Source organism: Cellulomonas algicola (assembly GCF_003851725.1).
GTDB lineage: Bacteria > Actinomycetota > Actinomycetes > Actinomycetales > Cellulomonadaceae > Cellulomonas > Cellulomonas algicola.
The window spans coordinates 14,041-36,071 of sequence record NZ_BHYL01000021.1; the positions used below are offsets into that span (position 1 = coordinate 14,041).

Consider the following 22,031-nt stretch of genomic DNA (forward strand, 5'->3'; position numbering starts at 1 on the left):
CGGACCACCTGGGCAGGATGGACCCGTGGAGCCCATGCTCGCCACCCCAGCAGCCCGGACGGGCGCACTTCCGCGCGGGCCGCAGTGGGCCTACGAGGTCAAGTGGGACGGCGTGCGGGCGCTCGCGGACACCACCACGGGCGTGCTGCGGCTGTGGAGCCGTGGCGGTCGGGACGTCACCCCGGCGTACCCCGAGCTCAGCGGGCTCGTCGACCTGCCGGGCACGGTGCTCGACGGCGAGGTCGTGCTGCTCGACGGCGGGCGACCGTCGTTCGCGGCGCTCGCCGAGCGCATGCACGTGCGGGACCCGCGCCGCACAGCGGCCTTCGCCCGGTCCCGGCCGGTCACGTACCTCGTGTTCGACGTGCTGCGCGTCGCGGGCACCGACGTCACGTCGCGCGCGTACGACGAGCGACGCGCGCTGCTCGACGGGCTGCCGCTTCCTGATCGCGTCCAGCTCTCCCCCGTGTACCCGGACGGCGACGAGCTGTGGGCCGTGACCGCGGAGCACGGCCTCGAGGGCGTCGTCGCGAAGCGGCGGTCGTCGGTCTACCGGCCGGGCGTGCGCTCGGCCGACTGGGTGAAGTCGGCGCACCAGCACCACCGCACGGCGCTCGTCGTCGGGTGGCGCGAGGAGACGTCGGGCAGCGGGCGGCTGGGCGCGGTCCTGCTGGGGGCGCACGACGCCGACGGGCGGCTGCGCTACCTGGGTCGCGCAGGCAGCGGGCTCACGGGCGCGCTCGCGACGGCGCTGCACGCCGCGGTGACCGCGCAGCCGCGCGACACGTGCCCCTTCGACGACGACGTCCCACCGCTCGACGCGCGCGGCACACGCTGGTGCGCGCCCGTGGTGGTCGTCGACACGCGCTACCTCAACCGCACCCCGACGGGCCGGCTGCGCCAGCCCGTCGTCCGGGGCGTGCGGACGGACACCGACCCCGACCCCTGGGAGCAGCAGTGACGCCGGATCGGCAGATGGTCGAGGTGGACGGGCGGCAGGTCCGCGTGACCCACCTCGAGAAGGTCATGTACCCCGGCACGGGGACGACGAAGGCCGAGGTCATGAACTACCTCGTGCGGGTCGCACCGGCGCTGCTGCCGCAGCTGCACGAGCGGCCCGTCACCCGGATCCGTTGGCCCGACGGCGTCGCGGGCGAGAAGTTCTTCGAGAAGAACGTGCCGCGCGGCGCACCGGACTGGCTGCGCCGGCAGACGCTGCCCGCGGCGCCGAACAACGACGACGGCGAGGGCACGATGCTCGACCTGCCGTTCGTCGACGACCTGGCCGGGCTCGTGTGGTGCGCCAACCAGGGCGCGCTCGAGCTGCACACTCCGCAGTGGACGGTCGGGCCGCGCGGCGGGGTGCGGAACCCCGACCGGCTCGTGATCGACCTCGACCCGGGTGCGCCCGCGGGCCTCGACGAGTGCGCCCAGGTCGCGCACCTCGTGGCGGACCGGCTGCGCGAGGACGGCCTGGACGAGACGGTCCCGGTGACGTCGGGGAGCAAGGGGATGCAGCTCTACGCACGCCTGCCCGGCCGGAGGACCGCGCCGGAGGTCCGGCAGTACGCGCGCGACCTCGCGTTCGCGGTCGCGAAGCAGCACCCGTCGCTCGTCGTCGCGGTCATGCGCAAGGACGTCCGCGGGGGCAAGGTGCTCATCGACTGGTCACAGAACCACCCGGCCAAGACGACGATCACGCCGTACTCGCTGCGCGGCCGTGACGAGCCGCGCGTCGCGGCCCCCCGCTGGTGGGACGAGATCGGTCCCGGGCTCGCGCAGCTCGGTCCCGACGAGGTGGCGGAACGGCTCGACCGCGACGGCGACCCGTTCGGGTGACCGGCCGTTCCGCTGGCGAGGGGGCCGGTCCTGCGGCAGCGTGGACGGACACCCGGGCAAGACCTCGCCCGGTGGTCACGAGCTGAAGGAGGAGTCCCCTCATGGCACGTTCGCTGCCCAAGTACACGGTCCCGTCGCTCACGCCCGAGGACGGCGCGAAGGTCGCCGAGATCCTCCAGCAGCGGCTCAACGCGCTCAACGACCTCGCCCTCACGCTCAAGCACATCCACTGGAACGTGGTGGGCCCGCACTTCATCGCGGTGCACGAGATGATCGACCCGCAGGTCGACGCCGTCCGCCTCATGGTCGACGCGATCGCCGAGCGCATCGCGACCCTCGGCGTCGCCCCGGTCGGCACGCCGGGTGCGCTCGTCAAGGCGCGCAGCTGGGACGACTACTCGATCGGCCGGGACAGCGCGATCGCGCACCTCGGCGCGCTCGACGAGGTCTACGTCGGCGTCATCACGGACCACCGCCAGGCGGCGAAGGACACCGAGGAGCTCGACGACGTCACGAACGACCTCCTCATCGGCCACCTGCACGAGCTCGAGCTGTTCCACTGGTTCGTGCGCGCCCACCTGGAGTCGGCGGGCGGTGCGCTGAGCACCGCGTCGGCCGAGGGCGAGAGGGCGTCGGCGGACAAGGCCCGGGCGAAGGACAAGGCATCGGCATGACGACCCGCACGGAGCACCCCGCGGACGACCGCGCGGTGCTCCGTGCGGCACGTCCGGGCCACCGTGCCGTGGGCGCGGGATCGCAGCCGCCGAGCCCGACGCGCCGCCTGCACGTCGCGGCCCGGCTCGAGGACGCGTTCGACCGCGCCGTCGCGCACCAGATGCGCCACCGGGGCTGGACCGTGCGGATCGAGCCGTTCGCCGGCTACGGCGCCCCGGGCTGGGTCCGGGTCATGGCGCGCACGCTCCTGGCGCCGCCCGAGGTCCCGGACCACGAGCTGCCGGGGGCCGGCGCCGACGCGCACATCGACGCGGCCGAGCCGCCGTCGACGCGCGGCTGGCGTTCCTTCGCGACGGCTCAGGTCGCGGGCGTGGCGCTGCACGTGCGCGTGGGCGGCCACGAGCACTCCGTCGTGTCGGACCGCGGGGGCTACCTCGACGTCCGGCTCGAGTCCGACCTCGAGCCGGGCTGGCACCACGTCGAGCTCACGACCGAGGACGGCACGAGCGCGCAGGCGCCGGTGCTGGTGATCGACCCGGCCGTCCGCGTCGGCCTCGTGAGCGACATCGACGACACGGTCATGGTGACCCGCCTGCCGCGTCCGCTGGTCGCGGCCTGGAACGTGCTCGTGCGCAACGAGGACGCGCGCGAGCCCGTGCCCGGCATGGCCGAGCTGTACGCGGAGCTGCGCCGACGTCACCCGGGCATGCCGGTGGTCTACCTGTCGACGGGTGCCTGGAACGCGGCGCCGGCGATCTCCCGGTTCCTCAAGCGGCACGGCTACCCGGCCGGTCCTCTGCTGCTCACCGACTGGGGCCCGACGAACACCGGCTGGTTCCGCAGCGGCCGTGCGCACAAGGTCGCGCAGCTGAGGCGCCTCGTGCACGAGCTGCCCGACGTGCGATGGGTCCTCGTCGGTGACGACGGCCAGCGCGACCCGGAGATCTACGCGGGTGCGGCGACGCACCACCCGGACCACGTGCGCGCGATCCTGCTGCGGCAGCTCACCTTCAGCGAGCACGTGCTCGCGCACGGCCTGCCGGCGCCCACCCCGGAGTCACGGGCGGCCGAGCGTGCCGCCGCGGCGGCGCCGGACGGCATCCCGGTCCTGCAGGCTGCCGACGGGTACGAGCTCCGTCGCGAGATCGGCCCGGAGGGCATCGCCGGCGGCTGAGCCGGTCCGGCGCCCACGAGGTGAGGCTCCCCACCGAGAGCGGCACCTGCGTGCCGTGCCCTCGGCGGGGAGCCTCATCGGCGTCGGGGACGCGGTCGGGCCGGGCGTCGGAGCCCGTCAGAGGCGCTGCGGGTCGTCCCAGTCCTCGCTGCTCGCGATGGCCTCGTCGTCGGCCTCGATCTCGACCGCGTGCAGCGACCGCGGGGCCCGCGTCGGGTCGCCGCCCGAGCGTGCGTCCGCGGCGGCCAGCTCGGCCTCCGGGAGCGGGGGCTCGGCGAGGTGCTCGGCGGCGGGGTCGGAGGTCAGGTCGCGGCTCATGGGAGGTTTCTACCGCTGCTCCTCCCCCGTCGCACCTGCGGACCACCGGCTGACCCGCACCGCGTCGCGGGCTGGACGCGGGCCGGGCCCTCCCGGTCGGGTGGCGTGCGAAAGGTTTCGTCCCCTGACCCGCTCTCGAAGCGCTTCGATACCGTGCGGCCACCCGTCGTCCGGCGCCCTCCCGAGGCCGTCCGGCTGCGGGGTCGACCGGCCGGGCAACCCTCGCCCGGCGGGCACACCACCGCCTTCACGAAGGAGTGCAGCGGATGCGCGTCCCTGCTCGAACCTCCCCCGTCAGACCCGGCCGCCCGCCACGACGCCTCGCCGGCGCCGTCCTCGCAGCCGCACTCGTCACCGGCGCCGGCACGGCCGTCGCCCTCGGCTCCCCCGCGACCGCGGCCACCCCGTCGTACACGTGGGGCAACGTCGAGGTCGTCGGCGGCGGGTTCGTCCCCGGCATCGTCTACAACCAGTCGGAGAAGGGCCTCGTCTACGCCCGCACCGACATCGGCGGGGCGTACCGCCTCGACCAGGCGACTCAGCGCTGGGTCCCGCTGCTCGACCACATCGGCTGGGACGAGTGGAGCCACACCGGCGTCCTGAGCCTCGCGACGGACGCGGTGAACCCCAACAGGGTCTACGCGGCCGTCGGCACCTACACGAACTCGTGGGACCCGCAGAACGGCGCGGTCCTGCGGTCCTCGGACCGCGGGGAGACCTGGCAGAAGACCACCCTGCCGTTCAAGGTCGGCGGCAACATGCCCGGCCGCGGCATGGGCGAGCGCCTGCAGGTCGACCCCAACGACAACCGGGTCCTCTACCTCGGCACCGAGAGCGGCAACGGGCTGTGGCGCAGCACCGACTCGGGCGTCACGTGGGCCAAGGTCAGCTCGTTCACCAACCCCGGCACCTACGTGCAGGACCCCACGTCGACCAACGACTACCTCACGAGCAACCAGGGCGTCGTGTGGGTGACGTTCGACCCGTCGAGCGGCACCAAGGGTTCGCCGACGAAGACGATCTACGTCGGCGTCGCCGACAAGGAGAACACCGTCTACCGGTCGACCGACGCGGGTGCGACGTGGCAGCGGATCCCCGGCCAGCCGACCGGGTACATCGCGCACAAGGGCGTCTACGACGCGAAGGGCAAGCAGCTCTACCTCGCGACCAGCGACACGGGCGGCCCGTACGACGGCGGGCACGGCGACGTCTGGCGCCTGGACACCACGACCGGCACGTGGACGAGCATCTCCCCCGTCCCGTCGTCCAGCAGCGACCAGTACTTCGGCTACTCGGGCCTGACGATCGACCGGCAGGACCCCGACACGCTCATGGTCGTCACGCAGATCTCCTGGTGGCCGGACATCATCGTGTTCCGCAGCACCGACCGGGGCGCGACCTGGAGCCGGATCTGGGACTGGGCCGGCTACCCGAACCGCGACCTGCGCTACGACCTCGACTACTCGGGTGCGCCGTGGCTCACGTTCGGCAAGACGTCCGCGCCCGTGGGCGAGCCGCTCGTCAAGCTCGGCTGGATGACGGAGTCCTTCGAGATCGACCCGTTCGACTCCGACAAGTTCCTCTACGGCACCGGCGCGACGGTCTACGGCGGCAGCAACCTCACCGCGTGGGACACGGGCGGGAAGGTCAAGATCGGCGTCAAGGCGCAGGGCATCGAGGAGACGGCCGTGCTCGACCTCGCCGCTCCGCCGGGACCGGTCGAGCTGATCTCCGGGCTCGGTGACGTGGGTGGGTTCGTGCACACCGACATCACGAAGGTGCCGGCGCAGATGTACACGCAGCCGTACCACGGCTCCGTGACGGGCGTGGACTTCGCCGAGGCGAAGCCCGCGACGATGGTCCGCGTCGGGCAGGCCGTCGACGGGACCGTCGAGTCGCACATCGGCGTCTCGACCTCGTCCGGCTCGTCGTGGTGGGCGGGCCAGCAGCCGGCGGGCGTGACCGGCGGCGGGACCGTCGCGATGTCCGCCGACGGCGGCACGATCGTCTGGAGCCCGGCCGGGACCGGCGTGCACCGCTCGACGACGCTCGGCTCGTCGTGGACCGCGTCGACGGGTGTCCCCGCGGGTGCGCGCGTCGAGGCCGACCGCGTGAACGCGCAGAAGTTCTACGCGTTCGGCGACGGCCGGTTCTACCGGTCGACGGACGGCGGCGCGTCGTTCACCGCCTCGGCCGCGACCGGCTTCCCGACCACCGGCAACATCCGGTTCGGCGCGGTGCCCGGCCACGAGGGCCACGTCTGGCTCGCAGGTGAGACCGGCCTGTGGCGGTCGACCGACGCGGGCGTGACGTTCACGAAGCTCGCCGGGTTCGAGGACGGCGGCGCGGTCGGGTTCGGCAAGGCGGCCCCGGGCGCGACGTACCCCGCGATCTACACGACGTCGAAGCTGAACGGCGTGCGCGGCTTCTTCCGCTCGACGGACGCGGGTGCGACGTGGGTGCGGATCAACGACGACGAGCACCAGTACGCCTGGACGGGCGCCGCGATCACCGGTGACCCCGACGTGTTCGGGCGCGTCTACGTCGGGACCAACGGGCGCGGGATCGTCGTGGGGAACAGCTCGGGCACCGAGCCGACGGTGACCCCGACGCCGACCGTCACGCCGACGGTGACGCCCACGGTCACGCCGACGCCGACGGTCACGCCGACCCCGACCGTCACGCCGACGGTGACGCCCACCGTCACGCCCACGCCGACGGTCACGCCCACGGTTCAGCCGACCGGCTGCTCCGTGCGGTACACGACGAACGACTGGAACACGGGCTTCACGGCGTCGGTCCGGGTCACCAACAACGGCTCGGCGCCGATGAACGGGTGGACCCTCGCGTTCACGTTCCCGTCGTCGCAGCAGGTGACCAACGGGTGGTCGGGCAGCTTCACGCAGACCGGCCAGTCCGTCGTCGTGACGAATGCGCCGTGGAACGGCACGATCGCCGCGAAGGGCAGCGTCGACATCGGGTTCAACGGCTCGCACGCGGGCAGCAACCCGAAGCCGACGGTGTTCACGCTCAACGGGACGGCCTGCACGGCGGGCTGAGGCCCGCGACCAGCACCGACGTCCACCGCACCACCTGACGGGGGCGGCGGGCCGCGCACCACGGCGGCCCGCCGTCCCCGTCGGTCGTCCCACGACCTGTCTGAAGTCATGGGACGAGAGAGACGAAGGTCACACGTTCCTCGCTGTAGAGATTCTCGACGTCGACATACGCTCGAATCGTGGCGCATCGCGAAGAGACAGTGGACGTCGTCCTCGTCGGCGGCGGGATCATGAGCGCGACCCTGGCCGCGCTCATCACGACGCTCGAGCCGACGTGGACCGTCGAGATCCACGAGCGCCGGGCCGAGGTCGCGACCGAGTCGTCGAACCCGTGGAACAACGCGGGCACCGGCCACGCCGCCCTCTGCGAGCTCAACTACACGCCGCAGCGCGCCGACGGCTCGATCGACATCTCCAAGGCCGTCACGATCAACGAGCAGTTCGAGCTCTCCCGCGAGCTCTGGAACCACCTCGCGACGAACGGCCGCCTCCCCGGCGGGACCGGCTTCCTGTCCTCGACCCCGCACATGACGTTCGTGCGTGGCGCGGCGAACGTCGAGTACCTGCGCCGCCGCTGGGAGACCCTGCGCGCGCACCCGCTCTTCTCCGACCTCGAGTTCAGCGCGGACCCGGCCACGATCGCCGACTGGGCGCCGCTCCTCGTGGACGACCGCGACCCCGCCGAGCCCGTCGCCGCGACGCGCGCGAGCTCCGGCACGGACGTCGACTTCGGCGCCCTCACGCGCTCCATGCTCGACGACGCCCAGGCCCGCGGTGCCCGCCTGCACGTCGAGAGCGAGGTCACGCGCCTGCGCCAGGGCCGCGACGGCGCCTGGACGCTGCGCGTCAAGGACCGCCGCTGGAACGGCAACCGCAAGGCCCGCCGCGTGCGTGCACGCTTCGTGTTCATCGGCGCCGGCGGCGGCGCGCTGCCGCTGCTGCAGAAGTCGGGCATCCCCGAGGCCAAGGGCTTCGCGGGCTTCCCGATCAGCGGGCAGTTCCTGCGCACCACCAACCCCGAGATCGTCGCCCGGCACCAGGCGAAGGTGTACGGCATGGCCGACATCGGCGCCCCGCCCATGTCGGTCCCGCACCTCGACACGCGCGTCGTCGACGGCGGCACCGCGCTGCTGTTCGGCCCCTACGCCGGCTGGAGCATGAAGTTCCTCAAGCACGGCTCGTGGCTCGACCTGCTGCGGTCGATCCGCCCCGACAACCTCGTCCCGATGCTCGCCGTCGGCGTGCGCAACCTCGACCTGCTGAAGTACCTGATCAGCGAGGTCACGGCGACGGACACCGACCGCCTGCGGACGCTGCGAGCGTTCATGCCGACCGCGCACCCGCGCGACTGGGAGCTCATCACCGCCGGCCAGCGCGTGCAGGTCATCAAGCGCGACCGGAAGAAGGGCGGGGTGCTCGAGTTCGGCACCGAGCTCGTCACCTCCGCGGACGGCTCGATCGCCGGTCTCCTCGGCGCCTCCCCCGGCGCGTCGACGGCCGTCGCGACCATGCTCGACCTGCTGGACCGCTGCTTCCCCGAGCGCGTCGAGGGCTGGCGCCCGCAGCTGCGTGCGATGATGCCGTCGCTCGGCGGCGCGCACTGGGACGAGTCGTTCGAGCTCGACCAGCTCGTCGACGAGCGGGTCGCCACCGACCGCTGAGGAACGCCATGACCGTCCACGACGCGGCGACGCCGGTCGTGCCGGTGAGCGCCGAGATGCGCCGCGCCAAGGTGCGCGCCGCGACCGACCACACCACCGTCGGGCTCGTCGACACCACGTCCGACGGGCGCGTCACCATCGCGTGCGCGTGCGGCATGCAGCTCACCAACGGCCCGACCTGGACGCTCGACGAGCACATCCGGCTGCACCGGGCCGAGGCGCGCTTCCTCGCGCTCTCCGCCGTCGCTCCCCCGGGGATCCCGCGGCTCGTGAGCGCGCACGTCGTCGCCGGCGAGGGCACCGACCCGCTGTCCTGACGCCTCGCCGGTCTCGGCGACGACCGCTCCGCCCGCTCTCCGGTGGCCGGTCGTGTGGCGGGCCGGTCGTCGGCCGTGTGGAGGGACCGTCGCGTCAGGCGCACCACACCTTCCACGCCACGTCACCCACCGCGTCGCTCGACGCGGTCGGTCGGGATGCCGGTCAGCGGGCGGCCGCGACCTCGTCGAGGTCGTCGTGCAGGTCGTCGTCCTCGTGCGTGTGCGGCAGGCCGAGCTCGTGCGCCCGCTCGTGCGCCTCGCGCGCGGCGATCCGCTCGGCGATGCGCGCCTGGACCTCCGGGCGGCGCAGCGGCGGCACGGTCGCGGGCGGCTGGCGTCGGGCGGGCAGCTCGTCGAGCAGGCGCGCGGTGATCGCCGCGATCTCGGCCACCGCGGCCTCGAACGGGTCGCGCGTCGCGTCGCTGAGCGACTGGACGCCCGTCACCTTCCGCACGTACTGGCGGGCGGCCGCCTCGATCTCCTCGGTCGTCGCGGGCGGCTCGAGCCCGCGCAGCGTCGTGATGTTCCGGCACATGCGCCCGACGCTACGCCGCACGTCCGACTCGCGCCTCCAGCTCGAGCAGCACGTGCTTCGCGGCGTCGCCGCCCGCGTACCGGCCGGGGCTGCCGTCGGACCGCACGACGCGGTGGCACGGGACGACGAGCGGCACGGGGTTGAGCGCGCACGCGGTGCCGACCGCGCGGACGGCACGCGGGCTGCCCGCGGACGCCGCGACCTGCGCGTACGACGCCGTGCGCCCGTACGGGATGTCCGGCAGGTGCTCGACGACCGAGCGGCGGAAGCCCGCGGTCAGGCGCAGGTCGACCGGGACGTCGAACGTCAGCCGTGACCCGGCGAAGTACTCGTCGAGCTCACGCGCCACGTCGTCGAGCGCGCCTGGGGCCTCGAGCACGCGCGGGCTGACCCGCACCGCCAGGTCCTGGAGCACCGCGTCGTGGTCCTGGACGGCGAACGCCACCCGCACGACGCCCGCGGGCGTGCGCGCCAGGAGCAGCGGCCCGAGAGGGCTGTCGACCGTGCGGTAGGCGACGTCGAGCAGCCCGTCCTCGGCGGCCCGTGCCACGAGCCCGGCGTGCAGCCGCACGAGGTGCTCCTCGGTCCCCGGGGTTCGTCCGTCCGTCATCACTGCTCTTCCTCCTCGGCGAAGCGCGGGTACGTGCGGCGCAGTGTCGCGACCCCGTCGGCCGCCGCCCGTCGCGCCGCGGCCGACGTCCCGCCGAGCAACGACGCCACCTCGTCGTACGGCAGCCCGCCGAGGTGGTGGTAGGTCACCGACCGCCGCTGCTTGTCCGGCAGCGCGGCCAGCGCGGCCCACAGGTCCAGGTCGCGCCCGTCGGCCGGCGCGGTGCGCTCGGGCAGCTCGGCGACCGGGACGGCCTGCCGGGTGGCGCGACGGACCACGTCGATCGAGCGACGCCGGGCGATCGTGACGAGCCACGCCTCGACGTTCGCGTCGGCCGGCAGGTCCGGGTAGGCGCGCAGCGCCGACAGGAACGTCTCGGACCACGCGTCGTCGGCGTCGACCGGTCCCAGCACCGACCGGCAGACGCGCAGCACCGTCGCGCCGTGCTCCACGACGACCCGCTCGAACGGTTGCTTCACGCCCACAGTGTGCAGACGTCCGGGGCGCGCCGGGTGTGAGGTGCCACCGACGGGTCGGCGTGCCAGGCGTAGTGCTCCCGACCGGTCGGGGTGTCAGGCACAGTGGAGCCATGACGAACCTGGAGGTCCGCCCGGAGGAGGCGCTGTGCGAGGCGCTCGGGATGCGCGGCCCCGTCGCCGAGCTGCACGAGGCACGCGAGGTCCCGCTCGGCGGCGTGCGGGCGATGCAGGTGCGCCGGACCCTCCCGCAGCGTGCGCTCCCCCTGGTCGGCGCGTGGTGCTTCCTCGACGAGATGGGCCCGCAGTCCGTCGACATGCGCGTCCTCCCCCACCCGCACACCGCGCTGCAGACCGTGACGTGGCCGCTCGTGGGCGAGATCCTGCACCGCGACTCGGTCGGGTCCGAGGTCGTCGTGCGACCCGGGCAGCTCAACCTCATGACCGCCGGCCACGGGGTCGCGCACTCGGAGTTCACGCTCGGCGACGCCGCGCCTCTCCACGGGGTCCAGCTGTGGGTCGCGCTGCCCGACGACGTCATGGACGGCGCGCCGTCCTTCGAGCAGGTCGCAGACCTGCCGGTGTGGGAGGCGCACGGGGCACGCGCGACGGTCTTCGTCGGCGGGCTCGACGGCGCCCGGTCACGCGCGCGCGTGCACACGCCGCTGCTCGGCGCCGACGTCGTGGTCGAACCCGGTCACGACGTGGTGCTTCCGCTCGAGCGCGGGTTCGAGCACGCCGTCCTGGTGCTGGGAGGTCGGGCGCTCGTCGCGGGTGTCGACGTCGCGCCCGGGCCCCTCCTGTACCTCGGCGACGGCCGTGACGAGGTGACGGTGCGTGCCGGTGCCGAGGGTGCGCGCCTGATGCTGCTCGGCGGCGAGCCGTTCGCGCACGACCTCGTCATGTGGTGGAACTTCGTCGGCCGGTCGCACACCGACATCTCCGCCGCGCGCGCCGCGTGGGAGTCGCCCGACGCCGCCGAGCGGTTCGGTTCGGTCGTCGGCCACGGACCCGAGCGCATCCCTGCCCCCGCCCTGCCCAACGTGCGGCTGCAACCGCGCCGCCGCCGTCACCGACCGGAGAACCCGTGACCGAGACCCTGCCCCCGTCCGCCCGCCGCGTTGCGGACGCCCTCCGTGCCGCCGGTGTCGCCGGGCAGGTCACCGTCCTGCCGGACTCCGCGCGCACGGCCGCCGAGGCCGCCGCCGCGCTCGGCTGCCCCGTCGGCGCGATCGCGAACAGCCTCGTCTTCCTCGCGGACGGCGAGCCGCTGCTCGTGCTGACCAGCGGCCGGCACCGCGTCGACACCGTCGGGCTCGCGCAGCGGCTCGGGCGTGAGCGGATCTCCCGCGCGACACCCGAGCAGGTGCGCGCCGCGACCGGTCAGGCGATCGGCGGCGTCGCACCCGTCGGGCATCCGGCGCCGTTGGAGACGGTGGTCGACGTGGCCCTCGACGAGCACGCGCAGGTGTGGGCCGCGGGCGGGACGCCGCACTCGATCTTCCCGACGACGTTCGACGAGCTCGTCGCGATCACCGGAGGCACGCCGCTGGTCGTGGCCGACGACGAGGTCGCGGCGGGCTGAGCGCCGGGCGGCGGCACCCGTGCGGGAGCGACCTTCCCCCTGTCGCGGCCGCCGCCGGGCGGTCCAGGGCGGGCGCGACGGTGACGACGCCCGTCAGGTCATCGCCGCGGCCAGTGGGTCGTCCGCGCCCTGCAGCCGGATCTCGACGCGCGCGATGTCGTCGGCCGGGATGCTCGACGACGCCCCCAGCCCGCGCGCCTGGCCGCTGTGCGACGACCACGTCGCGACGACCGTCGCCGTGCCGTCGCCCTCGACGAGCACGAGCTCGTACACGAGCGTGTAGTCGGCCGGCGGCGCCGGGTACTCGCACGACCAGTCCAGGCGCGTGCCCCAGTTCTTCTGCTGCATCGTGAGGTTCGCGGTCACGTCGACACCGCCCACCGGCCGCAGCGCGAGGTGCGCGGCCTGCGCGGTCACCGGTGCGGGTGCGACGGTGCGTGCGACCCATGCGCCCCCGACGGCCGCGACGAGGGCGACCGCGGCGGCCGTCGCGATCGTCGCCAGCCGGCGGCGACGGCGTGCCGAGCGTGCGCGCCGGGCGACGGCCGCGAGGTCCACGACCTCCGCCTCGGTGAGGTCGGACGGCTCGGGGGCCAGGAGCGCGACGGCCTGCTCGGGCGGCAGGGCCCGCAGGAGGCCCGGCATCCCGGCGAGCTCGGCGACCCGGTCCTGGCAGGCGTCGCAGACCGCCAGGTGCTCCTCGAACCGTCGACGGTCCGACGGTCCGAGCGCCCCCAGCACGTACGCCGCGTCCCACTCGCGGAACGGGTCGTCCGCGGGCAGGTCGGGCCGGTCGGCGCTGTCGCGGCCGGTCATGACGTCACCCCTCTCTCCTGCAGCGCGAGCCGCAGCGCGCGCAGCCCGTAGTGCAGCCGCGACTTCACGGTGCCCTCCGGGATCTGGTTCTCGCGGGCGAGCTCCGCGACCGACCGCCCCCCGTAGTACGCCCCGACGACGACGGCGCGGTGCTCGGCGGACAGGCCCGTGAGCGCGTCCGCGACGAGCCACGCGTCCAGCACGGCCTGCGTGCCGTCGGGCGTCGGGACGTCGGGCGTCTGCTCCGTCATGTGCTCGCGCACGTGCCGGGCGCTGCGCCGGTCGTCGATCACGAGGTTGCGCGTCACCCGGTACAGCCAGGCGCGCGCCGCGTCGTCGTCCCGCGCCATCACCTCGGGATGCCGCCACGCGCGCACCATCGCCTCCTGCACGACGTCCTGCGCGAGCTCGTGGTCGCCCGTGAGCCGCACGACGTAGTGGTGCAGCGGTCGCGCGTAGGCCGCGTGCAGGGCGCGCAACAGCTCGTCCGCGTCGTCGTCCACGCGCACCCCACCTCCCCGTCCTGTCACCCACACCACGGAAAGCACCTGCCCCGGGTTCAGGTGAACCCGAGACCTCACCCGCCCGTGGACTCCACGGGGAGCCCGCGACACCGCACCACCCGGGCGCGGTCCCGCTCCCCCGGGGAAAGGGGACCACCGTGCGACGCTCCATCCTGCTCACCACGCTCGGCCTCGTCGCGACCGCCACGCTGGTCGGCTGCTCGGGTTCCGGCGACGACGACACCGGCGCCCAGACCGAGGCGACCACCGACGAGATGACGGAGTCGACACCGTCCGACGACGGGCCGGCGGGCGCGGCCGACCTCATGACGGCCGACACGAGCCTCGGGTCGGTCGTCGTCGACAAGGACGGCATGACCGTCTACTACTTCCTCAAGGACACCCCCGGCTCCGGGACGAGCGCGTGCACGGGCGACTGCCTCACGGCCTGGCCGCCCGTCTACGCCGAGTCCGAGGACGTGGTCGCCGACGGCGTCACCGGTGAGGTCGGCACCATCGAGACGCCCGACGGCGAGTACCAGGTCACGATCGACGGACGGCCCGTCTACCTGTTCGCGCAGGACGAGGCGCCCGGCGACGTCAACGGTCAGGGCGTGAACCAGGTCTGGTACGCGGTCGCGCCGGACGGGTCGCAGGTCGGCCCGTGACGCTCAGCCCTCCGCGCCGGTCTCGACGTTGAGGATGTTGCCGTCCGGGTCCGCGAACCAGGCCGCCTTCATCTCGCCCGAGACCAGCACCCCGTCCTGCCACGTGCCCTCGGGCACCTCGAAGGTCTGGAAGCCGACGCCCCGGTCGCGCAGGTCCGCGACCTCGGCGTCGAACCGGTCCGCCGACAGCTGGAAGGAGATCGCCGTCGCCTGGTTGGTGCCCGCGTACCCCGACGGGTACACGAGGAACGAGCCGCCCCCGGACCGGTACATCACGCCCTCCGCGGCGTCCCCCGCGCTGGTGAACCCCAGCGTGGTCTCGTAGAACGCGCGCGCCTTCTCGAGGTCCGTGACCGCGAGGACGGGGATGGCGTCGAAGTCGGAGAGCATGACGGCCTCCTGGGCGGGCCAGACGACCCTCGGCTGGCCGGCGGCTCGACGCTAGGACCGGGCCGTGACAGGGTCAATCGCGCTGCACGGACGTGCACGTTGTCGATCCCGTCGCGGCCCGCGCGTCATGGGGTCGTCCGCCGGGCCACCGCCGCCCGGTTCCTGCGAGCGACGGAGAACCACCATGCGCTACATGCTGCTCATCTGCACCGACCCGACCGGCGAGCCCTACACGCCCGAGGGCGACCGCATCCAGGAGTGGCTCGACGAGACCGGGTCCGCCCGCCTCCACGGCGACCGCCTGCGTCCCGTGTCCGACGCCCGCACCGTCCGTGTCCGCGGCTCCGAGACCCTCGTGTCCGACGGTCCCTTCGCCGAGACGGCCGAGCACATCGCCGGGTACGACGTCGTCGAGTGCGAGTCGCTCGACGACGCGCTGCGGATCGCGGCCGGTCACCCCATGGCCCGCTTCGGGCGCGTCGAGGTGCGGCCGTTCTGGCCGTTCGAGGGCTGAGGCGTCCCGACGCGCGGTCGCGAAACGGGTGGACGGCCACCCCGCCCCGGTGAGGTAGAGTTTCCGAGGCCCCTGCGGGGGCCATCGGGCTGTGGCGCAGCTTGGTAGCGCACTTGACTGGGGGTCAAGGGGTCGCAGGTTCAAATCCTGTCAGCCCGACCGATCAGGCCTGGTGAGACGGTGTCTCACCAGGCCTGAGTCGTCTCCGGACATGGTCCGTCCCGAGTCTCCGGCCCACGAGCACCGTCGCGCGCGCGTCAGCGTCGCGGCCCGCGCGCAGCACCACGGACTGCGCCCCGCCGACGATCACGGTGGTGTGGAGCCAGGCCCACCCCCGGACGTCCCGCCGGCACCTCCGCCACCGCCGGCACGCGCGGCCGCGTCCGCGTCCGCCTCGATGCGCTTCTCGAGCCGGTGCAGCGCCTCCACGGCCTGCTCGTAGCGGCGGAACGCCGTCGCCCGCGCGTCCGCTCGGGCTCCCCGTCCGACGCGGGCGACGTTGAGGGTCGCACGGTCGGCGTCATGGAAGGCGCGGTAGGCGGTGCGTGTGGCCTCACGCAGGTGCGGCAGCATGCGGGCGTCGAGGAGCACGGCGGCGGCGACGTCCTGGCCGTGCGTGCGGGCGTCGATCTCCTCGATGAGCATCTCGTAGTCGTCGTGCGCCTTGCTCTGCGCCGCCACGGCCTCCCGGTAGCGGTCCCGTGCGTCGACGAAGCGCTGGTCGTTCTCCGGCAGGCGCATCTCCTCCATGAGCCGCAGGCGCCGCAGCGCGACGTCGACCTCGTTCACGCGCGTGTCGAGCATCGTGTAGACGTCGTCGCGGTGCGCCCGGTTGTGGCCGAACACGCTGTCGTAGAACGCCGACGCCTCCTGGTGGTGCAGCTGCCCCGCCGTGAACGACTCCGCTGCCCGGCCGCCGGTCTGCGCCTCCCACGCGGCCTTCACGGTCTGCGGGTCGAACCGGCTGAGCACCGGGTCCCCCTGGGCGGACGCGTGCCGCACCTGCGCGTACGTCGCTCCCGGCAGCGTGCGCTCGATGTGCAGCCGGGCCATGCGGAACCACTGGAGCGCGTGCCGCGTCTCGTGCGCGATCGTGTCGCACGCGGCCGCGAACTCAAGAGGCGTCGGGCGCTTCTGCGAGACCAGGTTGAGGTTGATCTGGAGCTCCCACACCCTGGCGGGCTGCCGGCCGTACTGCTCGGGCCTCGGGTTGTGGATGTGGCTCGGGATGAGCGGCGGAGCACCCGCGGCCACGAGCCGCCGGTTCGCGATCTCGAGCAGGACGTCGAACCGCGCGTCGGCATCCATCGTGAGGTAGCGGTCGTAGACGGCGACGAACTCCGCGGCGAGCGCTCGCGCCTCCGGGCTGAGGCGCTCGACGATCTGGGCGGCGTCCTTCGCGCCCGGCCCGCTCGTCGTGGCCGTGGGCGCCTTGGTCGACGCCGGGTCGGCCACGAGCCGCACGTCGGTCTGCTTCGCCCAGCCGGGCGACTTCGCGTCGAGGTACTCGGTCGCGTCCTGCACGTGCTGCGCGGCGTCGTCGCCCGCGAAGTGCACCTCGACCTGGCGGCCGGCGCCGGTCTCGACGATCAGGACCGTGCCGTCGAACACCGTGCCGGCGTTGCGCGCGAGGCCCTCGCGATGCGCCTCGAACCGTGCGATGAGCGCCTGCCGTTCCGGGAGCGGCAGCGTCGCACCGAGGCCCGTCCCGCTCTGCAGCTCGGCGTGGAGCCGCTGCCACCCTCCGGCCTCGGTCAGGAGCGAGCGCACGGCGACGTCGGAGAGCCTGCCGGCCGGGACCTTCCCGTTGCCGGTGCCGGCCGTGCCCGGGGCGTCGACCCGGGGCGTGCCGTGCGCGACGTCGCCCGCGACACCCCGACCCGTCGGCGCGGGCACCGTGACCGGGGGCCCGCGCGAGCCGCCCCGCCAGGCCTCGTACTCCTTCGCGACGCGGCTGTTCACGCGCGCCAGGCCGAGGTCCATGGCGACGTTCTCGACGACGCCGTCGACGATGAGGTCGGCGAGCTGGCTCGCGTTCTTCGGCAGGGCCTTGCCCTCGACGACGGCCTTCAGCGCGGTCTCGGTCGCCGTCATGTAGACCGACGAGGTGCCGGCCGCCATCGCGCTCGCGGTGAGCTCGGCGAGCCTCGTGCCCGCGAGGTCGGGGATCCGGTCGATGCGCGCCTTGATCGCGACCTGGAACCGGGCCTGCAGCGCGCCACCGAGGTAGGTCATGACGGCGCTCACGCCGGCGGCCTGCACGAGGCTCGCGAGCCCGAGGTCCTTGCGCTGGCCGTAGTGCATCTCTGCGGCCCGGCCCAGCCCCTCCTGCGTGAGCGTGTACCCGCCGGCGACGAGGGCCGACCCCGTCAGACCGAGCCCGCCGGAGGCGATCCCCGCGGCGATCGTCCCGGTCGTCTTGAGCCGGTTGAGCCACTTCACGGCGGTGCCCGCGCCCGTCATGACGCGGTTCTCGTACGCCGAGAACCGGGTGGCCGCGTCGGCGGTCGACTGCTCGGCCATGGCGATGAGCGGCACCACGAGCTCGTACCTGCGCTCCCGCAGCAGCGGCCACGCCTGCTCGATGAGCCGGCGCGGCTGGTCCCAGATGCGCAGCGACGGGTACGCCTGGCTGCCCTCCCCGAACGCCTCGGAGATGTGCCGGATCGCGCCGAACCCGATCTTCCGCGCGTTGATGGCGCTCCGCTCGACGTGCATCGGCTGCAGCTCGTGCCACACCTCGGTCGTCTCCCGGAGCGCCTCGCGCAGCTTCGCGAGCTCCTCCCGGTCCGAGACGCGCCTCGCGTACTCCTCCGGGTAGTCGTTGCGCAGGTCGTCCGCCGTCACGAAGCCCTTCGTCTTGTGGACGATCCCCGGCATCGGGTGCTGCCCCAGCGCCTCCCCGGGCGCCGGGCGCAGGTTCAGCTCGAGCGGTTGCCTGGTGATCTGGTCGACGGCCCACTGCCGGAACTCGGTCTCCGCCTTGACGTCCCACTCGGGCGGCTGTCGCACGTCGTCGGCGAGCAGCAGCCGCATGTCGACCGACAGGCGCTCGTCGGGCTTCGGCGGCACCGCACGCAGCAGCCGCCGCCGTTCCTTCAGGTACTCCGGGTGCTGCTCACGCACCGCGCCGTAGTACGCGAAGTCGTCCCACAGCCGCCGCAGCCGCGCGTCGACGTGCCACGCGATCGTGTCGTGGTCGACGACCTTCTGCCACCGCTCGAGCTGCTCGCCCGTCAAGGCGCCGAGCAGGGCCGGGTACCTGGCCTGCAGCGCGGGCCGGATGTCCGGTCCACCCTGCGGGATCGGCTCGCGCGCGTGCACACCGGCGAGCGACCCGGGGTCGAGCTCGCGCTGGACGTGCGTCGCGACAGCGCGGTTGCCGGCGCCCCGCTGAAGGTCGACGACGTCCTCGGGCCGCAGCAACGACGGAGCCCTCGACGGCGCTCTCGGGCGGCGCGTCGCCCGCTTCGCGGGTGTCGCGCCCTCCGTGCGCTTCGCACCCTGGTCACCGCGCTCGTGGACCGGCACTCCCCCTCCTGGGTCCTCGAGGACCATCACGGCGCGCGACGGCGGGAGCGTCCAGGTCGCGCGCGCAGCGGACCGCGCATGCACGTTGCCCGAGCGGGCAGAACCGTCGTGCTGGTGCCGTGAGGCCCGCGCCCGGGCGCGGTCTTCCGACGCGACGACGGTCGCCATGCGGCCGTCACGGACCGAGCCTCGCCCGGACCCCGGGCCTACCAGGACAGCGTCGCCTGGCCGCGCAGCACGCGGTGGTCGGACACCCACAGGGACGTCGTCACGCCGCGGTGGTCGGCGGCCCAGCGGTTCCTGGTGAAGAACACGTAGTCGCACTTGCGGGTGCCGCACGTGGGCGCGTCGTAGGTGCCGTCCCCGCCCGTGCGCGCCTGGTCGGCCTCGACCATGACGCCGGTGCCCGTCTGGCAGCCGGTGGTCGACGTCCCGCCGAACGTGCTCGAGTAGAGGGGCCGGAGCGCCGCGGCGGCGGCGCAGGCGCGGACGTCGATGTTCGCGTCGACGCCGAGGATCGCGGCACCGCCGCCGGACGCGTGCGTCGCGAGGCGGCTGCCGACCGCGGTCACCTGCTCGGCCGACGCGGCGCTCTGCACGGAGAAGTGCGAGCTGCAGACCCGCACCGCGGTGCCGAGGACGACGTCGCCGCACAGCAGGTACCGCCGCTCGCTCTCGCCGAGCGGGTTCGGCAGCAGGGTCGCGGTCACGTTCGTGGGCGCGGCGGCGCGGACGAGCAGCGCAACCCCCCAGCTGCGCGCGCCCGGTGCGCAGCGGTCGTCGCCGATCGTGACCGTCGGGAAGAACGTGCCGTGCCAGGCGGTGCCGAGCCGTTGGAGCAGCCGGTCGTAGGTGTAGCGGCACACCTCCTGCAACGTCACGACATCGCTGCCGGCGGTGAGCACGCTGCTCGCGACGACGTCCGCGCGTTGCGCGGCGGTCGAGTCGCAGGCGGGGTCACGCCCGAACTGGTCGCACGCGTTGAGCTCGAAGACCTTCGTCCGCACGGTCGCGGCGTCCGCGGCCGAGCCGACGGCGAGCGACCCGGCCGCCAGCGCGAGGAGCGCCAGGAGCGCGGTGAGGTGCCGTGAGCGGCGGCGTCGGGCGTTCATCGCATCGCGCACCGAGGGATGTCGATGCGGTCGGCGGCGACGAGGTCCGCGGCGGCGCCGATCGCGGCCGACGCCGTCAGGACGAACCGCCCGCCCGCGTCGCGCGCCCACGTGCGGGCGACCGGCACGGACCCGCCGTTGTCGATCGCCGTGACGTGGGAGCCGTCGGCGGCCGAGTAGGCGAGGTCGCCGCCGACGCCCCGCAGCACGACCGTCGCGCGTCCCGTGGTCGCGTCGATCTCGACGGCCCGGTCGCGGGACCGGCCCGACGCCGAGGGCGCGCGCCCCTCGGCGGCCAGCAGTGCGGTCCCGTCGGGCGACCAGTCCAGGGACTGCAGCGCCACGGTCGCGTCGACGTGGTGCAGTGTCGTGGTCGCGCCGGACGTCGTGTCGGTCACGCGGACCTCCTGTGCGGCGTCGGGCAGGGTGACCACGAACGCGAGCCGCGTCGCGTCCGGGCTCCACGTGAGGTCACGGGACGCCGTCGCGACGGTCGCCGCCCGGCTCGTCGCCGGCGGCGCCAGGCGGCGCGGGTTCGCCGCCGCGGGCAGGTCCACGAGGGCGGGGCTCGGCGTTCCCGTGTCCGGCGGCACGTCGGCCGGGGGCAGCGTGAGGGCGAGCGTGGACCCGTCCGGGGCGGGCGCGACCTCGCCCACGTCCGTCGCCTGCAGCACGGGCGTCCGCCGCCCCGTGGCCAGGTCGATCGCCAGCACGCCGTCGGCGGGAGCGGCACGCGCGGCCGGTGCGACGTCGGGCGTCGGCGACGCGTAGACGGTCGCGCCGTCGTCGGCGAGGCCGAACGCGTAGGAGCCGAGGTCGTTCGTCACCGGCGTCACCGAGCCGTCCTGTCGGACCCCGAGGATGTCGGACGACGGCGACGAGCCGGGTCCCTCCGCCGACTCGCCCGCGGTCGTGAATCCCCGGACGACGGCGACGAACGGCCGGCTGCCGCACGCGGAGAGGCCGGCGAACGGCGTCCCGTCGAGGCGTGCCGCACCGGTGGGACGCGAGGCCACCGGCTCGACGGGCGTCGCGCAGGCCACGAGCAGCGTCGCCACGCCCAGGAGCGACGCGCCCGCGCGCAGCCGCCGCCCGGGTCCTGGACGCCGTGCCGGCACTCCGCCGTCCATGGAGCCGACAGTACGAGCGCGCGCAGCATGCTGACAATCAGGGCACCTCCCGCCGTGCGGTGACCCGCCCCCGAGGGCCGGGTCGCTCGTCGCGCGTCCCTGAACGTCCTCTCGGCGCCCCTTGACGACGTCCCGCGCCGCGAGAAGCCTGGCACCAGGCGATGGTCCCGACGACGCGACCCTCGGAGGTGCTCCTCATGCGCACGACACGACCGCACGGTCCCGGTCCCCGCGGGCGGCTGCGCGTGGTGCTCGCGCTCGTCCTGCTCGTGCTCGTCGCGCCCGCCGGCGCGGCGACGGCCACGGCGACGGACGGCGGCCACCACGGCCACGCCGCGCGGTACGGGACGACCGGGGCCCGGTTCTGGCAGTGGGGTCTCACCCAGCCGGCGGCGACCAGCCCCCTGTTCGACACCACCGGTGCGTTCTGCGACGAGGGTCAGCGCGGCCGCACGTGGTTCCTCGCGGGGTACACCGGCGGGCCGATCACGCGGACGTGCACGGTCCCTGCGGGGACGACGCTCGTCTTCCCCGTGGTCAACGCGTTCTACGGCGCGACGCCGGGCGACCCGCCCGAGCAGAGCACGGTCGCGTTCGTGCGGGAGCAGGTCGCGGGACTGCGCGCCGGTGCGCACGACCTGCGCGTGACGGTCGACGGCACGGCGCTGCCGGCGTCGCGGATCCGGTACGAGGACTCGGTGGTGTTCTCGGTGACGCTGCCGGACGGCAACGTCTTCGGCGCCCCCGCCGGGACGGTCGTCTCCCCGACGGTCGACGCCGGGTACTACGTGACGCTGCGACCGCTCCGGCCCGGCACGCACACCGTGCGCATCGAGGGCGCGGTGGACGCCGCTCCCCCGGTCGGCAGCTTCTCGGTCGACGTGACGTACGTCCTGACGGTGCTGCGGGGGCACCGGCACTGAACGGCCGGACGTGGACCCGACGCGGGCGGCCGGCACGCCGACGACCGTGCTCATCGGCCGGCAGGACGTCCTGACGGCCGAGGCCGAGCAGCGCCTGGCGGCGGACCGGGTGGCCGACGTCCGGCTGCTCGACTGCGACCACTTCGTGATCTGGCGCGATCCCGCCGCGGTGAGCCGTGCTGCCCTGGACCTCCT

General features: G+C 74.2%; 22 protein-coding genes, 1 tRNA gene and 1 pseudogene. 14 read left to right on the forward strand and 10 right to left on the reverse strand.

Annotation, left to right across the window (positions count from 1 at the left end; all coding sequences use genetic code 11):
* The first annotated feature begins 34 nt into the window (after window positions 1-34).
* The 4 genes from CTKZ_RS01170 (at window position 35) to CTKZ_RS01185 (ending at window position 3,688) form a co-directional block, all read left to right on the forward strand.
* Entirely contained in the window at window positions 35-961 is a 927-nt protein-coding gene (locus CTKZ_RS01170; RefSeq protein ID WP_307720282.1) for an ATP-dependent DNA ligase, read from the forward strand.
* 14 nt (window positions 962-975) lie between these two features.
* On the forward strand, window positions 976-1,839 hold the full coding sequence (gene ligD / locus CTKZ_RS01175; RefSeq protein ID WP_225916817.1) for a non-homologous end-joining DNA ligase: 864 nt from the start codon (window positions 976-978) through the stop codon (window positions 1,837-1,839).
* Between the two features lie 101 nt (window positions 1,840-1,940).
* Window positions 1,941-2,513: a Dps family protein gene (locus CTKZ_RS01180; RefSeq protein WP_124341213.1), complete on the forward strand. Its 573-nt coding sequence runs from the start codon at window positions 1,941-1,943 to the stop codon at window positions 2,511-2,513.
* Window positions 2,510-3,688 (forward strand): App1 family protein phosphatidate phosphatase, encoded by a 1,179-nt coding sequence (locus CTKZ_RS01185; RefSeq protein WP_124341214.1) that lies wholly within the window; start codon window positions 2,510-2,512, stop codon window positions 3,686-3,688. Before CTKZ_RS01180 ends, CTKZ_RS01185 begins: the two co-directional genes overlap by 4 nt.
* A 117-nt stretch (window positions 3,689-3,805) precedes the next feature.
* Here CTKZ_RS01185 and CTKZ_RS01190 read toward each other — a convergent pair whose 3' ends face one another.
* Window positions 3,806-4,006, reverse strand: coding sequence for a hypothetical protein (locus tag CTKZ_RS01190; RefSeq protein WP_124341215.1), 201 nt, complete (start codon window positions 4,004-4,006; stop codon window positions 3,806-3,808).
* A gap of 266 nt (window positions 4,007-4,272) precedes the next feature.
* On the opposite strand from CTKZ_RS01190, the gene CTKZ_RS01195 reads away from it, so the two are divergent.
* The 3 genes and pseudogenes from CTKZ_RS01195 (at window position 4,273) to CTKZ_RS01205 (ending at window position 9,043) form a co-directional block, all read left to right on the forward strand.
* Entirely contained in the window at window positions 4,273-7,065 is a 2,793-nt protein-coding gene (locus CTKZ_RS01195; protein WP_124341216.1) for a cellulose binding domain-containing protein, read from the forward strand.
* A gap of 173 nt (window positions 7,066-7,238) precedes the next feature.
* Window positions 7,239-8,726, forward strand: a pseudogene (mqo, locus tag CTKZ_RS01200) (malate dehydrogenase (quinone)); the annotation flags it as partial.
* 8 nt (window positions 8,727-8,734) lie between these two features.
* Window positions 8,735-9,043: a hypothetical protein gene (locus tag CTKZ_RS01205; RefSeq protein WP_124341218.1), complete on the forward strand. Its 309-nt coding sequence runs from the start codon at window positions 8,735-8,737 to the stop codon at window positions 9,041-9,043.
* A gap of 163 nt (window positions 9,044-9,206) precedes the next feature.
* Here CTKZ_RS01205 and CTKZ_RS01210 read toward each other — a convergent pair whose 3' ends face one another.
* From CTKZ_RS01210 to CTKZ_RS01220, 3 genes are read right to left on the reverse strand one after another with little or no spacing between them, the layout of a single operon-like run.
* Window positions 9,207-9,578: a DUF2277 domain-containing protein gene (locus CTKZ_RS01210; RefSeq protein WP_124341219.1), complete on the reverse strand. Its 372-nt coding sequence runs from the start codon at window positions 9,576-9,578 to the stop codon at window positions 9,207-9,209.
* 10 nt (window positions 9,579-9,588) lie between these two features.
* On the reverse strand, window positions 9,589-10,188 hold the full coding sequence (locus CTKZ_RS01215) for a methylated-DNA--[protein]-cysteine S-methyltransferase (RefSeq protein WP_124341220.1): 600 nt from the start codon (window positions 10,186-10,188) through the stop codon (window positions 9,589-9,591).
* Window positions 10,188-10,667 carry an RNA polymerase sigma factor gene (locus CTKZ_RS01220; RefSeq protein ID WP_200829599.1) on the reverse strand — a complete coding sequence of 160 codons (480 nt, stop codon included), beginning with the start codon at window positions 10,665-10,667 and terminating at the stop codon, window positions 10,188-10,190. Before CTKZ_RS01220 ends, CTKZ_RS01215 begins: the two co-directional genes overlap by 1 nt.
* A gap of 110 nt (window positions 10,668-10,777) precedes the next feature.
* On the opposite strand from CTKZ_RS01220, the gene CTKZ_RS01225 reads away from it, so the two are divergent.
* Together CTKZ_RS01225 and CTKZ_RS01230 are read left to right on the forward strand one after the other, a co-directional pair.
* A complete protein-coding gene (locus tag CTKZ_RS01225; RefSeq protein ID WP_124341222.1) occupies window positions 10,778-11,755 on the forward strand; it encodes a pirin family protein in 978 nt (325 codons plus the stop codon).
* A complete protein-coding gene (locus tag CTKZ_RS01230; protein ID WP_124341223.1) occupies window positions 11,752-12,249 on the forward strand; it encodes a YbaK/EbsC family protein in 498 nt (165 codons plus the stop codon). The genes CTKZ_RS01225 and CTKZ_RS01230 overlap by 4 nt, the downstream gene beginning before the upstream one ends.
* A 93-nt stretch (window positions 12,250-12,342) precedes the next feature.
* On the opposite strand, the gene CTKZ_RS01235 is transcribed toward CTKZ_RS01230, so the two are convergent.
* The gene (locus CTKZ_RS01235; protein WP_124341224.1) at window positions 12,343-13,065 is read right to left on the reverse strand and encodes an anti-sigma factor family protein; all 723 of its coding nucleotides are present in this window, start codon (window positions 13,063-13,065) and stop codon (window positions 12,343-12,345) included.
* Entirely contained in the window at window positions 13,062-13,568 is a 507-nt protein-coding gene (locus CTKZ_RS01240; RefSeq protein ID WP_124341225.1) for a sigma-70 family RNA polymerase sigma factor, read from the reverse strand. Before CTKZ_RS01240 ends, CTKZ_RS01235 begins: the two co-directional genes overlap by 4 nt.
* A 158-nt stretch (window positions 13,569-13,726) precedes the next feature.
* Between CTKZ_RS01240 and CTKZ_RS01245 the strand changes: the two genes are divergently transcribed.
* Complete coding sequence (locus CTKZ_RS01245) at window positions 13,727-14,236, forward strand: COG4315 family predicted lipoprotein (RefSeq protein ID WP_124341226.1); 510 nt, start codon at window positions 13,727-13,729, stop codon at window positions 14,234-14,236.
* Window positions 14,237-14,239: 3 nt separating this feature from the next.
* Here CTKZ_RS01245 and CTKZ_RS01250 read toward each other — a convergent pair whose 3' ends face one another.
* Window positions 14,240-14,626: a VOC family protein gene (locus CTKZ_RS01250; protein ID WP_124341227.1), complete on the reverse strand. Its 387-nt coding sequence runs from the start codon at window positions 14,624-14,626 to the stop codon at window positions 14,240-14,242.
* A 184-nt stretch (window positions 14,627-14,810) separates the two neighbouring features.
* On the opposite strand from CTKZ_RS01250, the gene CTKZ_RS01255 reads away from it, so the two are divergent.
* Both CTKZ_RS01255 and CTKZ_RS01260 read left to right on the forward strand, forming a co-directional pair.
* On the forward strand, window positions 14,811-15,140 hold the full coding sequence (locus CTKZ_RS01255; RefSeq protein ID WP_124341228.1) for a YciI family protein: 330 nt from the start codon (window positions 14,811-14,813) through the stop codon (window positions 15,138-15,140).
* An 85-nt stretch (window positions 15,141-15,225) separates the two neighbouring features.
* A tRNA-Pro gene (locus tag CTKZ_RS01260) sits at window positions 15,226-15,299 on the forward strand.
* A gap of 147 nt (window positions 15,300-15,446) precedes the next feature.
* Here CTKZ_RS01260 and CTKZ_RS01265 read toward each other — a convergent pair.
* From CTKZ_RS01265 to CTKZ_RS01275, 3 genes are all read right to left on the reverse strand, one after another.
* The gene (locus tag CTKZ_RS01265; RefSeq protein WP_124341229.1) at window positions 15,447-18,566 is read right to left on the reverse strand and encodes a hypothetical protein; all 3,120 of its coding nucleotides are present in this window, start codon (window positions 18,564-18,566) and stop codon (window positions 15,447-15,449) included.
* Between the two features lie 311 nt (window positions 18,567-18,877).
* Window positions 18,878-19,783 (reverse strand): endonuclease/exonuclease/phosphatase family protein, encoded by a 906-nt coding sequence (locus tag CTKZ_RS01270; protein WP_124341230.1) that lies wholly within the window; start codon window positions 19,781-19,783, stop codon window positions 18,878-18,880.
* Window positions 19,780-20,913: a hypothetical protein gene (locus tag CTKZ_RS01275; RefSeq protein ID WP_124341231.1), complete on the reverse strand. Its 1,134-nt coding sequence runs from the start codon at window positions 20,911-20,913 to the stop codon at window positions 19,780-19,782. The genes CTKZ_RS01270 and CTKZ_RS01275 overlap by 4 nt, the downstream gene beginning before the upstream one ends.
* 197 nt (window positions 20,914-21,110) lie before the next feature.
* Here CTKZ_RS01275 and CTKZ_RS01280 point away from each other — a divergent pair, with 197 nt between their 5' ends.
* Both CTKZ_RS01280 and CTKZ_RS01285 read left to right on the forward strand, forming a co-directional pair.
* A complete protein-coding gene (locus CTKZ_RS01280) occupies window positions 21,111-21,836 on the forward strand; it encodes a hypothetical protein (protein ID WP_124341232.1) in 726 nt (241 codons plus the stop codon).
* Between the two features lie 10 nt (window positions 21,837-21,846).
* Window positions 21,847-22,031 (forward strand): alpha/beta fold hydrolase (locus tag CTKZ_RS01285; protein ID WP_200829600.1); only part of this gene is annotated, 185 nt, incomplete at its 3' end.

Bases quoted from the DNA above. Each gene is read 5' to 3' on its own strand.
- CTKZ_RS01170 (WP_307720282.1), top strand. From the start codon at position 35: ATGCTCGCCACCCCAGCAGCCCGGACGGGCGCACTTCCGCGCGGGCCG.
- ligD (WP_225916817.1), top strand. From the start codon at position 976: ATGGTCGAGGTGGACGGGCGGCAGGTCCGCGTGACCCACCTCGAGAAG.
- CTKZ_RS01180 (WP_124341213.1), top strand. From the start codon at position 1,941: ATGGCACGTTCGCTGCCCAAGTACACGGTCCCGTCGCTCACGCCCGAG.
- CTKZ_RS01185 (WP_124341214.1), top strand. From the start codon at position 2,510: ATGACGACCCGCACGGAGCACCCCGCGGACGACCGCGCGGTGCTCCGT.
- CTKZ_RS01190 (WP_124341215.1), bottom strand. From the start codon at position 4,006: ATGAGCCGCGACCTGACCTCCGACCCCGCCGCCGAGCACCTCGCCGAG.
- CTKZ_RS01195 (WP_124341216.1), top strand. From the start codon at position 4,273: ATGCGCGTCCCTGCTCGAACCTCCCCCGTCAGACCCGGCCGCCCGCCA.
- CTKZ_RS01205 (WP_124341218.1), top strand. From the start codon at position 8,735: ATGACCGTCCACGACGCGGCGACGCCGGTCGTGCCGGTGAGCGCCGAG.
- CTKZ_RS01210 (WP_124341219.1), bottom strand. From the start codon at position 9,578: ATGTGCCGGAACATCACGACGCTGCGCGGGCTCGAGCCGCCCGCGACG.
- CTKZ_RS01215 (WP_124341220.1), bottom strand. From the start codon at position 10,188: ATGACGGACGGACGAACCCCGGGGACCGAGGAGCACCTCGTGCGGCTG.
- CTKZ_RS01225 (WP_124341222.1), top strand. From the start codon at position 10,778: ATGACGAACCTGGAGGTCCGCCCGGAGGAGGCGCTGTGCGAGGCGCTC.
- CTKZ_RS01235 (WP_124341224.1), bottom strand. From the start codon at position 13,065: ATGACCGGCCGCGACAGCGCCGACCGGCCCGACCTGCCCGCGGACGAC.
- CTKZ_RS01250 (WP_124341227.1), bottom strand. From the start codon at position 14,626: ATGCTCTCCGACTTCGACGCCATCCCCGTCCTCGCGGTCACGGACCTC.
- CTKZ_RS01255 (WP_124341228.1), top strand. From the start codon at position 14,811: ATGCGCTACATGCTGCTCATCTGCACCGACCCGACCGGCGAGCCCTAC.
- CTKZ_RS01270 (WP_124341230.1), bottom strand. From the start codon at position 19,783: ATGAACGCCCGACGCCGCCGCTCACGGCACCTCACCGCGCTCCTGGCG.
- CTKZ_RS01275 (WP_124341231.1), bottom strand. From the start codon at position 20,913: ATGGACGGCGGAGTGCCGGCACGGCGTCCAGGACCCGGGCGGCGGCTG.
- CTKZ_RS01280 (WP_124341232.1), top strand. From the start codon at position 21,111: ATGCGCACGACACGACCGCACGGTCCCGGTCCCCGCGGGCGGCTGCGC.